This is a genomic window from Marinobacter antarcticus (assembly GCF_900142385.1).
GTDB classification, from domain to species: domain Bacteria; phylum Pseudomonadota; class Gammaproteobacteria; order Pseudomonadales; family Oleiphilaceae; genus Marinobacter; species Marinobacter antarcticus.
In genome coordinates, this window is sequence record NZ_FRAQ01000002.1 from 145055 (window position 1) to 157542 (window position 12488).

12 protein-coding genes are annotated in these 12488 nt (G+C 55.7%); 7 read left to right on the top strand and 5 right to left on the bottom strand.

Annotation, left to right across the window (positions count from 1 at the left end):
- The first annotated feature begins 90 nt into the window (after nt 1-90).
- Complete coding sequence (locus tag BUA49_RS12025) at nt 91-990, top strand: YheT family hydrolase (protein WP_323807518.1); 900 nt, start codon at nt 91-93, stop codon at nt 988-990.
- Nucleotides 991-1002: 12 nt separating this feature from the next.
- Here the strand turns inward: BUA49_RS12025 and BUA49_RS12030 are convergent, their stop codons facing one another.
- Nucleotides 1003-1632 (bottom strand): arylesterase, encoded by a 630-nt coding sequence (locus tag BUA49_RS12030; RefSeq protein ID WP_084063579.1) that lies wholly within the window; start codon nt 1630-1632, stop codon nt 1003-1005.
- 57 nt (nt 1633-1689) lie between these two features.
- Between BUA49_RS12030 and BUA49_RS12035 the strand changes: the two genes are divergently transcribed.
- Complete coding sequence (locus tag BUA49_RS12035; RefSeq protein ID WP_072798652.1) at nt 1690-2409, top strand: ABC transporter ATP-binding protein; 720 nt, start codon at nt 1690-1692, stop codon at nt 2407-2409.
- Nucleotides 2409-4895 carry an ABC transporter permease gene (locus tag BUA49_RS12040; protein ID WP_072798057.1) on the top strand — a complete coding sequence of 829 codons (2487 nt, stop codon included), beginning with the start codon at nt 2409-2411 and terminating at the stop codon, nt 4893-4895. The genes BUA49_RS12035 and BUA49_RS12040 overlap by 1 nt, the downstream gene beginning before the upstream one ends.
- A gap of 31 nt (nt 4896-4926) precedes the next feature.
- On the opposite strand, the gene BUA49_RS12045 is transcribed toward BUA49_RS12040, so the two are convergent.
- The 4 genes from BUA49_RS12045 to BUA49_RS12060 form a co-directional block, all read right to left on the bottom strand.
- Nucleotides 4927-5709: a substrate-binding periplasmic protein gene (locus BUA49_RS12045; protein WP_072798058.1), complete on the bottom strand. Its 783-nt coding sequence runs from the start codon at nt 5707-5709 to the stop codon at nt 4927-4929.
- Nucleotides 5710-5900: 191 nt separating this feature from the next.
- A complete protein-coding gene (locus tag BUA49_RS12050) occupies nt 5901-7088 on the bottom strand; it encodes an iron-containing alcohol dehydrogenase (protein WP_072798059.1) in 1188 nt (395 codons plus the stop codon).
- Nucleotides 7088-7633, bottom strand: coding sequence for a hypothetical protein (locus tag BUA49_RS12055; RefSeq protein WP_072798060.1), 546 nt, complete (start codon nt 7631-7633; stop codon nt 7088-7090). The genes BUA49_RS12050 and BUA49_RS12055 overlap by 1 nt, the downstream gene beginning before the upstream one ends.
- Nucleotides 7634-7804: 171 nt before the next feature.
- On the bottom strand, nt 7805-9037 hold the full coding sequence (locus BUA49_RS12060; protein ID WP_072798653.1) for a M48 family metalloprotease: 1233 nt from the start codon (nt 9035-9037) through the stop codon (nt 7805-7807).
- Nucleotides 9038-9188: 151 nt separating this feature from the next.
- Between BUA49_RS12060 and BUA49_RS12065 the strand changes: the two genes are divergently transcribed.
- The 4 genes from BUA49_RS12065 to BUA49_RS12080 all read left to right on the top strand — a co-directional run bounded on the left by BUA49_RS12065 (nt 9189) and on the right by BUA49_RS12080 (nt 12351).
- Entirely contained in the window at nt 9189-9659 is a 471-nt protein-coding gene (locus BUA49_RS12065; protein WP_072798061.1) for a PaaI family thioesterase, read from the top strand.
- Nucleotides 9656-10090, top strand: a complete 435-nt coding sequence (locus BUA49_RS12070; protein WP_072798062.1) for a PaaI family thioesterase — start codon at nt 9656-9658, stop codon at nt 10088-10090. The genes BUA49_RS12065 and BUA49_RS12070 overlap by 4 nt, the downstream gene beginning before the upstream one ends.
- Before the next feature lie 144 nt (nt 10091-10234).
- Nucleotides 10235-12127 carry a molecular chaperone HtpG gene (gene htpG / locus BUA49_RS12075; RefSeq protein WP_072798063.1) on the top strand — a complete coding sequence of 631 codons (1893 nt, stop codon included), beginning with the start codon at nt 10235-10237 and terminating at the stop codon, nt 12125-12127.
- 5 nt (nt 12128-12132) lie between these two features.
- Nucleotides 12133-12351, top strand: coding sequence for a DUF2835 domain-containing protein (locus BUA49_RS12080; protein ID WP_072798064.1), 219 nt, complete (start codon nt 12133-12135; stop codon nt 12349-12351).
- Nucleotides 12352-12488: the final 137 nt, after the last annotated feature.

Consider the following 12488-nt stretch of genomic DNA (forward strand, 5'->3'; position numbering starts at 1 on the left):
CCCCGTGATATAAAAGGTCAAAATTTGTACCGTAGTATGGCTCATCAATATCGTCCTCCCCCTTGGCTGCGCAGTGGTCATCTGCAGTCCGTGTGGCCATCGCTGTTTCGCAAAGTACGGATCGAAGATCCGCAACCGGAAGCGCTTCCGACAGCCGACAATGATGAGCTCCATCTGGACTGGTATCGACAGGGTAGCAATCGCCTGGCCATTGTTTCCCACGGGCTCGAAGGGCACAGCAGGCGGCCATATGTACTGGGGCTGACACGGGCATTGCTGGCAGAAGGCTGGGATGTTCTGGCCTGGAACTTCCGCTCCTGTGGCGGTGTGATGAACCACCAGCCCAGGTTTTATCACAGCGGCGCCACTGAGGATCTGCGCCAGGTGGTCGATCACGGCTTGGCACAAGACTATCAGACGGTGTTTCTTTCCGGTTTCAGTATGGGGGGCAACCTTACTCTGTTGTATCTCGGTGAGCAGGGTGAGCGCGTTGACAGCAGAATCTGCGGCGCGGTGGCCTATTCAGTGCCCTGCGACCTCGCCGGCAGCGCAGATATGCTGGCGTTGCCCAGCCGGAGAATCTATATGCAGCGGTTCTTGAAGGATCTTCGCGTAAAAATGGACGAAAAAGCGCGAAGGTTCCCCGATCTTATCGACGTTTCGGGCTTTGATGCGATTCAGACTTTTCACGAGTTTGATGATCGCTACACAGCGCCGCTGCACGGATTCAAAGATGCCGCAGACTATTGGGCCCAGTGCTCGGCGTTGGGCAGGCTGAAGGATATTCGGGTGCCGGCTCTGATGGTTAACGCAGCGGACGATCCGTTTTTATCCGCGAAGTGTTTCCCGGAGTCGCCTTCTTTGCTGGGTGCGCACGTGCGCCTGGACGCGCCGAAGTGGGGCGGACATGTCGGTTTTGTGGAGCATGGCCGTGACGGGTATTACTGGTCTGAGCGCCGGGCTCTCGCATTTCTGCAGGGCGTAGTGTGATGGAATAGGGTTTTATTCAAGGAGCGGCTCAAGTACCGGCCATACGTTCTCAAGAAGTCTGGGCTGGGCTTCTGCAGTAGGGTGAATGCCATCACCCTGCATCAGGTTCTTCTGGTCGTAGATTCCGTCGAGAAAGAAGGGAACCAGAGCTGTGTTGTAGCTGTCTGAGAGCGCTGGAAAGATGTCCGCAAACAGCTGCGTGTAGCGTTGGCCATAGTTCGGGGGTATCTGCATACCAACCAGAATGGCGCGGGCACCGGAACCCTGAACGTGTTCAACCATGGTGGCAAGGTTCGATCTGATCACGCCGGGGGGGAAACCGCGAAGGCCGTCGTTGCCACCCAATTCGATGATAACCACGGAGGGATTATTCTTCTCAAGCAACTCGGGCAACCGGCGGACACCGCCGTCTGTGGTTTCGCCGCTGATACTGGCATTCACCACACTCCAGTTGTTCAGGCCGTTGCTTTGCAAGCGGTTGCTCAGCAGTTGAACCCAGGCTGTTTCCGACGGTACGCCGTAAGCGGCACTGAGGCTGTCCCCCATAACCAGAAGTGTTTGCTGGCCAGCCGAAACAGGCACGGCAATAAATGTAACCAGAAGGAGTGCGATTGATCTGACGTACAGCAATACCGTATGCATAAACACTCGTATACCTTGATAAATGAACGTGTTTTTTCCGGGAGCCCCGTGAGCAAGATGCAGACTATAAACCCTGATAGCCAGCGACCGATGCTGCGCGTTGAAAACCTGACCCACCGTGTAAGCCTGGAAACAGATACGCTGACGATTTTGAAGGGGGTCAGCCTTGAAATCAATCGGGGAGAATCCGTAGCCATTGTCGGCCGCTCCGGTTCCGGGAAAACCACCCTGCTGGGATTGCTAGCCGGCCTCGACACCCCAACCGAAGGAACTGTTGAACTCGACGGCTCGATAATCAGCCGGCTAAGCGAAGATGAGCGTGCCAGATTGCGTGCTCACCGGGTCGGATTCGTATTCCAGTCATTCCAGTTATTGCCGGCGCTGACCGCCCTGGAAAACGTAATGCTGCCGCTGGAGCTTGCTGGCATGGATGCGCCGGAAAAGCGCGCCCGAGAGCTTCTTGAGCGGGTCGGGCTGGGTGAGAGACTTACCCATACGCCGCGCCAGCTGTCCGGCGGCGAGCAACAGCGGGTTGCTATTGCCCGGGCGTTTGCCTCCGCCCCGGCCATCCTGTTTGCGGACGAACCTACCGGCAATCTGGATAACCGTACCGGGCAGGAAATCTCGGATTTGCTGATGGCGCTGAACCAAGAGCAGGGCACCACGCTGGTAATGGTCACCCACGATGAACGGCTGGCGGCACGCTGCGCCCGACAGTTCCATATTGAAGCGGGCGAGTTGAGCGAGCCGGTTGTTGAAACGGAGCTTGCTGACTGATGGCTGCTGCAAAAAAGCTGATGTCTGTGCGCCGTGACTGGCGTGAGCGGGATGTGCGCGTGGTGCTCGCGGCACTGATCATTGCCGTTGCTACGGTCGCCACCATTGCCCTGTTTGCCAGCCAGTTACAACGCACCCTGGTCTCTTCTGCCAGCTCGTTTCTAGCTGCAGACAGGCAACTGTCGGCGGAAAACGGGCGCCCCGTGCCCGAGCCCTGGATTGCCGAAGCAATAGAGCGTGGTCTTGAAACCGGCCGCATGGTGGAGTTCTCCACTATGGTGTTTGGCAGCGATGCCTTTCAGCTTGTTTCGGTTAAGGCCGTCAGTAGCGAATACCCCTTGCGCGGTGCGCTTGAAATCCAGGGTGCTGCCGAAGGCTCCCGGGAACAGGTGCAAAATGGACCGGCGCCCGGCGAAGTCTGGATTAATCCCAGGCTGTTGCGGCTGCTCGATGTCGGTATCGGTGACACGTTGGAAGTCGGTAGCCGCAATCTGACCGTATCCGGTTTACTGCTCCGGGAGCCCGATGGCGGGTTCAGCCTCTCGGCACTTGCGCCCCGGGTGATGATGCATGTGGACGACGTAGCCTCCACCGGCGTTATCCAGGAGGGCAGCCGGGTTGAATACGTTTACCTGTTTGCGGGTAACGACGCGGCGCTTGAAAGTTACTATCAATGGCTGCAGCCGCAGCTCGGGCCCAGCCAGGCTTGGGAAGGCGTTCGCGATGGCGAGACCTTTTCACGTTCGCTGGATCGTGCTGAAAGCTTCCTGCTATTGGGAGGAAGCCTGGCGGTCTTGCTGGCGGCCGTCGCGGTGGCTGTTGCCAGCCGACAATATGCATTATCGCAGCGCGACACCGTCGCTCTGCTCAAAACTCTGGGCCTCGGCAGCTCGGGAATCGGGAGGCTTTACCTGAAACGGCTCGCGCTCTGGGGCGTGACCGGTATGGTTGGCGGCCTTTTGGTAGCCGTTCCGCTGTTCTGGTTGCTCACCCGGCTATTGAGCGAGGCGCTGGACCGGCCGGTAGAGTTTCAGCTGGATTCATCTGCGCTCACGCCGGCGCTCCTTACGGCCCTGGTTTCACTGTTTGCCTTTGCCTACCCGCCTATCCGGCGTCTCCGAAATGTACCGGCAATGCGCGTATTGCGTAGCCAGCCGGGTGAGACAGGCAGGGAAGCCCTGCCGGATATGCTGATTGCCATTGTCGCGGTGTTCGGGTTGGTTTGGCTGTACGCGGGTGAGCTGTCACTAGTCGTTTCCCTGCTGGGTGGCCTTGCTCTGATGCTGGGCGCTCTGGGTCTGTTGGGCGGGCTACTGGTAGCAACCCTCAGAAAGGTTCGTGGTGGCGGGCATGCCTGGCGCCTGGCCTTGGTCGGATTGTATCGCCATCGGCGCGCCAGTCTGTCGCAGATTGCCGTTTTCGCCATGACGCTGATGCTGGCAACAACCCTGATTCTGGTGCGCACGTCCTTGCTGGATGACTGGCAGGCGCAGCTTCCAGACGATGCACCAAATCACTTCCTGATTAACATTGCCCCGGATGCGGTGGATGAGGTTGCCGGCTTCTGGAAAGAGCGCGGCCAGCCATTGGACCAGCTTTATCCCATGGTGCGTGGTCGTCTGACGGAACTGAACGGCCAGCCGGTAAAAGAAGTGGTGAGCAAAGACCAGCGAGTCGGTGCTCTCAACCGGGAACTGAATCTGACCTGGATGGCTTCGCTTCCGGCTGACAACAACATAGTTGACGGCAGCTGGTTCGAGGATGGTGAGAAAGAAGGCGTATCCGTGGAGGCTGAGCTGGCGGGCAAACTTGGCCTGGTACTGGGTGATGAACTGACGTTTACCATTGGCTCCGACAAGGTCACCGAAACCGTCACCAGCATCCGCACGGTTCAGTGGGACAGCATGAAGCCTAACTTCTACATGGCCTTTCCACCGGAAGGTGGCCTTACCGGTATGCCAGCTACCTGGATAACCAGCTTTTATCTGCCAAGAGATCGTAAAAGCGCACTGAATGAGTTCTCCCGGCGTTTTCCGACCATTTCCGTGCTGGAAATCGATAATGTTATTGAGCGTATACAGGAGATTGTCCGGCAAGTTACCCAGGCCATAGAAGCGATTCTTGTGCTTATACTGGCGGCGGCGTTGGTAGTAATGGCCGCGGTCGTCAGTGCCACACTTCAGGATCGCCAAAGGGAAGGGGCGCTTTTGCGCACACTTGGCGGTCGCCAGAGCCTGCTGGTAAGAAGCACCATGCTGGAATTTGCTCTGCTCGGTGGTTTTGCCGGGATTCTAGGGGTGGCTGCGGCCGAGGCTGCGGTGTGGGCTCTGCAGTTCCGGATGTTTGAAGGGGCGTTTAGCTGGCACTGGCAGGTAGTGCTGCCTATACCGATAATCAGTGCGGTGGTACTGGCGCTGTTCGGGCGCTGGCAACTCAGGCCTGTGCTGAGTGTCTCGCCGATGCTTCTGCTGCGGCGGCTCGAATAAAACAGAACTACCGGTAAGCAGCTACGGCTGCTTACCGGTAGTTCGCGAGGATAGCTTTCAGTTCGCCGTTCTCGCGAATACGTGCGAGTTCAGCATTGAATTTGTCGACAAAAGGCTGGCTCTCCTTGCGCAGCATTACCCGGAAGCCGTGGGAGCTTATTTCCCTGGCAGAGACCGTAAACTGATCCTGCATCCCTTCATTTTTCAGTATCCATTTGCCCACGAGGAGGTCGGCCACAGCGGCGTCGAAGCGGTCACCGTGAAGCAAAAAGTTAAACATGTCCCGGTCACGGGAAACGTCAAAACGTTTTATAGCACCGGATTCAAAGTGCGGTTTTAGTTCGGGGTACAGATAGCCCAGGTGGGCTACGACCGTTTTGGAGAAAAGGTCTTCCGGTGATTGGTATGTCTGGTCGTGGTGTTTTGGCGTAAAGAAAACTTCCTGGATATCGACAACCGGATCAGTAAACAGAAAGTTCTCTGGTTTGTGCGTCCATTCTATTGCCCTGGATGTGCCATCGATATAGCCATCCAGCAGCATCTGGTCAACGCGTTTACGGGGAATTTTCCTCGCGACAATTTTGTAACCCAGGCGCTGGGAAATCAGCGAAACCACGTCCCACATAATCCCTGAAGGCGCTTCCTGATTCACAATCATGTAGGGCGGATAGCCATTCGGGGAAATGTTGAATTGGAATATTTTCTGATTGCTTTCGTTGGCTGCGCTTGTGCTCAGGGAAAAGGCAAGCAGAAAGGAAATACAGGTCAAATGTTTTGGGAAAGCTTTAAAACTGAGGTGTTTCCGATACTTCATCAAGAGAGACTCTCTACGGGCAATCTAAGGGCAACGCTGCCCGTGAAAGAAATGACCCGGCCATATCCCTGCCAGAAACCAGCTAAGTGTTACTCGATTGCCTGGCAATTTCAATAATAAGAGAGAATTGTTTGGTTTTCAGACACAGAGCCCGGTTGCGACCGGGCCCTGTTTTTCAGCGTTCAGACGTTTCAGGCCCAGGCGCGTTGCAGCACGGCACGGGCATCCTTCAGAGTCACCTCTTTCGGGTTGAACATGATAGAGCCATCGTCCAGCGCCATTTCTGCAATATGATCCAGCTGATCTTCGGATACCTTACCTGTTTCTTTCAGCGTACGGGGCAGCTGGCAACGTTTGTAAAGCGCGTCCCTCAGCTTACGCAGGGCTGAAATGCTGGCTTCCGCGCGACGGCTGGCGGGCGTGGCAGCGTATATCTCCGGGCCTTCCAGATACAGCAACAGCTCACCCAATGGCTCGCGAATGGTTTCAAGGTTGTACTCAAGCACATAGGGCAGGTACAGGCTCATGCACATGCCATGGGGCAGGTGGCAGATAGCGCCGGTAGCGTGGCCAAGGGAGTGCACCAGCCCGACCATGGAGTTGGAAAACGCAATGCCTGCCATGGTGGAAGCCTGCGCCAGCTCCAGCCTGCCGTCGCTGTCTTTCGGATTGTCCATTACTTGCAACAGCGACTGGCTGACTTTTTTGATGGCCGCAGTGGCATAGGCATCGCTCAGCGGATTCTTTGCCATGCAGGTGAAAGATTCGATGGCGTGGGTCATGGCATCCATGGCTGTTGCCGCCGTAATGTGGGGCGGCAGCGTCAGCGTCATGCGTGGGTCGATAATAGCGGCGTTAGGCAGCAGGAAAGAGGAGGTAAAGGGCAGCTTTACGCCTTTTTTCTCATCGGTTATCACTGCAACGGACGTGACTTCCGAACCGGTTCCCGCTGTGGTGGGCACCACAAAAAACGGCTTGAGCGGATGCTTGAGCACGCCAGCGCCCGTGTATTTGGCAATATCCGTACCGCCTTCCGACACCAGAATGTTCACGGCTTTGCCGGTATCAATGGCGGAGCCACCACCAACCACAATGATGGAGTCGCACTTTTCCTTGCGGTAAATAGCGGCGACATCTCGAACCACGGTGGTTGAGGAATCCGGCGGCACATCGTCGTAAATGCTGATGATGTCCAGGCCGCTTTCTTCGCAGGCTGCGATCACAGGATCCAGCAGGCCGGCGGCGCGAACGCCCTTGTCGGTCACAATCATCGGGCGTTTGGCGCCCAGCCCGCTCAGTTCGTAAGGGATATGCTCAAGAGCAGCTTTGCCGGCAATAACCTTTACCGGGCAGAAGAACTCATAGTAAGTGTTAGTCATCAGGCTCTCGCTGTCTGGACAAAGTGGGTGGCAACCTTCAGGTAAATCTGTGCAGCACTGATCAGTTTTTCCGGCAGGTGAAGATTTGCCGGGTATTCTTTCACCGCACGCTTGGCAATAATCTTGGGCAGAATGAACGATTCAAGTCGGTTGAGTACACGGGTCATGCGAACTGCATAGCTCACATCACCGTTTACCAGCATGCGATCGTTGGCAAATGCGACCGAGGTTTTTTCCTGGAACGACATCACCAGGAAGGCGTGGGCAAGGTGTTTGAACTGGATGGACACGTCCACCGGGCGGGGGGCAGAGTCACCGTGGTAGTGGAAGCGGCCTTCACCGATATGTTCCACAACCAACTTTGAACCATCGGGCATCACCATCATCTCAAACAGGAACCCTTTCGGCAGTGCCTGTGCTTCTCTCTGCACTTCGCTATCAACCTCGCTGACCGCCTGAAGAGCCCGCCCCATAATCTGGAACATCAGCTCGACATACAGGCGCCGTGCCTGTGAAGCCATAGGCTGGATACGTTTCGCTAACATGTCCGTCACCTGAATTTGATTATTGATAGCTGATTTTTAGAGTTATTGCTCTATAAGTCAATGTTCATAATGACGGTAAAGCTGCGCTTTAACGGCAAGTCTCTGTCTGGAAACGAAAAGAGGCGGAAATCCTAAGGATTTAGGCCTCTTCAGGTATGCAAATCGGCAATACTACTGAGTGAGGGTTGCCAGTTTTCGGCGTGCTTCCTCAGCAACTGCGCCGCTGGATTCCGCCGCCTGGCTGTAATAGGCGATGGCTTTATTGCGATTGTTATCTTTTACCGCAATATCCCCCAGCCGCAGGAAGGCGATGGAGGTGGGCACAACTTCGTTTGCCCGGGTCAGGTTCTCCCTCGCCTTGTCCAGATTATTGAGCTGCAGCGCGGTCAGACCGCTATGAAGGCGATACACAAACATCTCGGGGTACATGGATACCGCTTTGTCGAAATCGGCCTGGGCTTTGTCCTGCTTATCTTGCTCTTGATAAATACGCCCACGCAGGGAATAAAACATGGCTTCGCGGGGTAGCAGGCTGATGGCTTCATTGACTTTTTTCAAGGCCGCACTCATATCGCCGTCGGAGGCCAGCTTCATGGCCTGGTCGTGCGCGTCATAGGCGGGCTGGAGCTTGCGTAGAGTGGCGGTCTTCTGCTTGTACACATCGGCGCCACGGTAACCGCCGCCACCTATTTTCTTGACCTGTTCTGTGTTCTCGCGAACGCGTTTGGCGGAAGGCGGATGTGTAGCGAACAGACCATCTACAAACCCCGAATCCCGGCCCTTGGAAAGCTCATAAAAGATCTCCTGCAGTTCCACAGCGGCCTGAGGATCGTAGCCGGCTTTTTTCATATAGAGGATGCCATAGTGATCCGATTCGAGCTCGTCACCCTGGCTGTATTGAGCCAGCGCAAGCTGGGCACCTAATGCCGCCCCACCCATAATCAAGCCAGCCCACTCATTATCCGTGAGCGCAAAGCCAAGGCCAGCTACACCAGCACTGATCAGCATTCCCTGTTGCATGCGCTGAATGCTGTGGCTTGCTGCTGCGTGAACAATCTCGTGGCCAAGTACGGACGCAAGTTGGGCTTCATCTTCAAGTTCGGTCAGCAGCCCCCGGTTAATGGCAATCTTACCGCCAGGCAAGGCCCAGGCGTTGGGAACGCTGCTGTTCAGAACCACGAATTCGTAGGGCAGGTTGGGGCGGTCACTCACCCGAGCCAGCTTCTGGCCAACCTCACTGACGTATAGCGTTAGCTCAGGATCGATGTAAAATTGTCCGCCTTGAGTCTGCTGGGTGGGCCTATACTGCTCGGCGCCCATGGCGAGCTCCTGGCTCTCACCAATCAGGGAAAGTTGCCTCTCGCCGGTTACCGGGTTTACAGAGCACCCTGTAAGCAGCAGCATAAGTGCTAAAACCGGAAAACAGCGTTGCAAGGCGGCGTTTTTCACTCTGGACTCCTGTAATTTAATTCCTGACACATATAATTGCACGGCTGCTGCCGGCTTTAAATACCGGCGGCCCAAAACCAACACTCGAACTACAGGTTTGTTCCGAATGGACGATCAAATCCGAACCGACCGGGTTACCCGGTTTATCGAAACACTCAACCAGGCCAGAGAGCTCGGTCTGTCTGTTACCGAGACCACCGAGCGCAGCCTGACTCTTTGCCTTCCATACAGTGACCTGATCATTGGCAACCCGGATACCGGCGTGATTCACGGCGGTGCCATCACAACGCTGATGGATACCACATCCGGCTCGGTTCTCCTCTGCGCCCTGGACGTATTCGAACTTTGCCCGACGCTGGACCTCCGGGTCGATTACATGCGTCCGGCTGAGCCGCGCAAACCTGTCTATGCGCGGGCAGAAGTCTATAAAATGACCCGCAACATCATTTTTACCCGGTGCGAAGCCTATCAGGAAGGCGGCGAGACCGTAGCCAACTGCGTGGCCACCTTCATGCGCATCGGCCCCGAAGCTCTGCCAAAGGCCTACCGTGAGCAAATTACCGGAGGCCCGATATGACCGATCCCGAAATCCTGAATTACACTCGCGAAACCGGTGATTTCTCCCGGCTGATCACGAGTATTCCTTATGCAAACTTTATTGGTTTGCAGTGCGACCAGTCCGGCGATGACCTTATCTTCCGCCTGCCGGCAAAAGACCAGAACCTTGGCAACCCCGTTCTACCCGCGATTCACGGCGGCGTAATCGGTGGTTTCATGGAACTCTCAGCTGCGATCTACCTGATGCTGGCCCAGGAAACCATCCGCATGCCACGCATCGTCAATTTTTCCCTGGATTACCTGCGCGCCGGCCTCGACCGCGAAACCTACGCAGAGTGCCAGCTCACCCGGCAGGGCAATCGTGTCGCGAACGTGATGATCACCGCCTGGCAGAAATCCCGTTCCAAACCGATTTCCACCGCACGAGCGCATTTCCTGCTGGAAGACTAATCCGCTTTACCATCCGGGGCTTGAAATGCCCCGGCACGCCCCCATTTTTCCTGCATGACTAATTCCCAAGTCGGATGACGCGGGAGCGAAGGTCCTTCGCTCCCGCGTCCCCCCCACATGTTCCATGCAGGAGAGACAAACAAAATGACGGTTGAAACGCAAAAAGAGACCCTGGGTTTTCAGACCGAAGTAAAACAGCTACTTCACCTGATGATCCATTCCCTGTACTCAAACAAAGAAATCTTCCTCCGCGAGCTGATATCCAACGCCTCCGATGCCGAAGATAAACTGCGCTTTGCCGCACTCAAAGACGACGGCCTGTACGAAGGCGACTCAGACCTTCAGATCCGCCTCGATTTCGACAAAGAAGCCAACACCATCACCTTGGCCGATAACGGCATCGGCATGACCCGTGATGACGTTGTCCAGAACCTGGGCACCATCGCCCGTTCCGGCACCGCAGAATTCCTTCAGCAGCTCTCCGGCGACGAAAAGAAAGACAGCAAGCTGATCGGCCAGTTTGGCGTGGGTTTCTACTCGGCCTTCATCGTTGCCGACAAGGTTGATGTATTCACTCGCCTCGCAGGCGCGCCCGTCGAAGAAGGTGTGCACTGGCAATCGGTTGGTGACGGCGAATTTACCATTGAACAGGCTAATCGCGAGAAGCGCGGCACCGAGATTGTTATCCACCTGAAACAGGATGCCAGCGAATTTGCCGACGGCTTCCGCCTGCGCAATCTGGTGAAAAAGTACTCTGACCACATCTCCTTCCCGGTGATCATGAAATCCGAGGGCTCTGAAGAAGGCGAAGAGAGCAAAGACGAAACTGTTAACGACGCAACCGCTCTGTGGACTCTGCCCCGTACCGAAATCAAAGACGAGGAATACAAAGAGTTCTACAAGCACATTGCGCACGATTTTGAAGATCCGCTGACCTGGTCGCACAACAAAGTGGAAGGCAAGCTGGATTACACCAGTCTGCTTTACATTCCGGCCCGCGCGCCGTTTGACATGTACAACCGTGACGCGCCCCGGGGGCTGAAGCTTTACGTTCAGCGCGTATTCATCATGGACGACGCGGAACAGTTCCTGCCGTTGTACCTGCGTTTCGCCAAAGGCGTTGTGGATTCGAACGACCTGTCTCTGAACGTATCTCGCGAGATCCTGCAGAACGACGCCACCGTGGATAGCATCCGCACCGCGGCCACCAAGCGTGTGCTGGATATGCTGTCGAAGCTGGCCAAGAAAGATGCCGACGCGTACCAGAAGTTCTGGGGTGAGTTTGGCACCGTTCTGAAGGAAGGCCCGGCAGAAGATTTCAGCAACCGTGAGAAAATCGCCGGCCTGCTGCGCTTTGCGACTACGCTCACGGGCGATAGCGCTCAGAATGTATCTCTTGACCAATACATCGAGCGGATGAAAGAAGGTCAGAGCAAGATCTACTACATCACTGCTGACAACTTCATGGCCGCCAAGAGTAGCCCGCATCTTGAAGTCTTCCGCAAGAAGGGTATTGAAGTGCTGATCCTCTCCGATCGTATCGACGAGTGGATGATGGGCTACCTGAACGAGTACGACAGCAAGCAGTTCCAGGACGTTGCCCGTGGTGATCTTGACCTTGGCGAAGTGGAAACCGAGGAAGACAAGAAGCACAAGGAAGAAGCCGCCGAAGAGCACAAAGGCCTGCTTGAGCGCATCAAGACGGCACTCAGTGACCGGGTTCAGGAAGTGCGGGTAACCAACCGCCTCACGGATTCACCGGCGTGCCTGGTAACTGGCGACTTTGATATGGGTGCCCAGATGAAGAAGATCATGGAAGCGGCGGGCCAGAAGGTTCCGGACAGCAAGCCGATCTTTGAAATCAACGTGGACCACCCGCTGGTTCAGCGCCTGGAAAGCGAGAAGGGCGATGAGCGCTTCAATGAGCTCTCTGCGGTTCTTCTGGATCAGGCCACACTGGCCAGCGGCGAGCAGTTGCAGGACCCGGGTGCCTATGTAACCCGCTTGAACCGTCTGTTGCTGGAACTGGCTAACTAAGTTCCATGCATCAGATTATTGTGGACATCAGCATCAGCCCTGACGAGTGGATAAAGCTTTACCAGGGCGTTGCCACCGATGTTAATACCAAGGCCCGGGACGGACGCTCCGTCCGTTTCCCGGCCCGTATTCTTTCCCGATTTTATCTCCAGGACGGTGTGCGGGGCAGCTTCCGTATCCTGTTCGATGATTCCGGCAAGTTCTCCTCTATCGAAAGACTTTGAGCCACGTTGTTCTCAAATCTGGCTGGATATCGATAACTAAAATCTTTCAGATCTTTATTTTTAATTAATTGTTTTTTGTATGACCCGAGGGGTTAACCTGATTTGGTAGAAGACGATCATTGCCCATGATGCAGGAA

Coding starts and splice junctions, on each gene's coding strand:
- BUA49_RS12030 (WP_084063579.1), bottom strand. CDS start 1,632: ATGCATACGGTATTGCTGTACGTCAGATCAATCGCACTCCTTCTGGTT.
- BUA49_RS12035 (WP_072798652.1), top strand. CDS start 1,690: ATGCAGACTATAAACCCTGATAGCCAGCGACCGATGCTGCGCGTTGAA.
- BUA49_RS12040 (WP_072798057.1), top strand. CDS start 2,409: ATGGCTGCTGCAAAAAAGCTGATGTCTGTGCGCCGTGACTGGCGTGAG.
- BUA49_RS12045 (WP_072798058.1), bottom strand. CDS start 5,709: ATGAAGTATCGGAAACACCTCAGTTTTAAAGCTTTCCCAAAACATTTG.
- BUA49_RS12050 (WP_072798059.1), bottom strand. CDS start 7,088: ATGACTAACACTTACTATGAGTTCTTCTGCCCGGTAAAGGTTATTGCC.
- BUA49_RS12055 (WP_072798060.1), bottom strand. CDS start 7,633: ATGTTAGCGAAACGTATCCAGCCTATGGCTTCACAGGCACGGCGCCTG.
- BUA49_RS12060 (WP_072798653.1), bottom strand. CDS start 9,037: ATGCTGCTGCTTACAGGGTGCTCTGTAAACCCGGTAACCGGCGAGAGG.
- BUA49_RS12065 (WP_072798061.1), top strand. CDS start 9,189: ATGGACGATCAAATCCGAACCGACCGGGTTACCCGGTTTATCGAAACA.
- BUA49_RS12070 (WP_072798062.1), top strand. CDS start 9,656: ATGACCGATCCCGAAATCCTGAATTACACTCGCGAAACCGGTGATTTC.
- htpG (WP_072798063.1), top strand. CDS start 10,235: ATGACGGTTGAAACGCAAAAAGAGACCCTGGGTTTTCAGACCGAAGTA.
- BUA49_RS12080 (WP_072798064.1), top strand. CDS start 12,133: ATGCATCAGATTATTGTGGACATCAGCATCAGCCCTGACGAGTGGATA.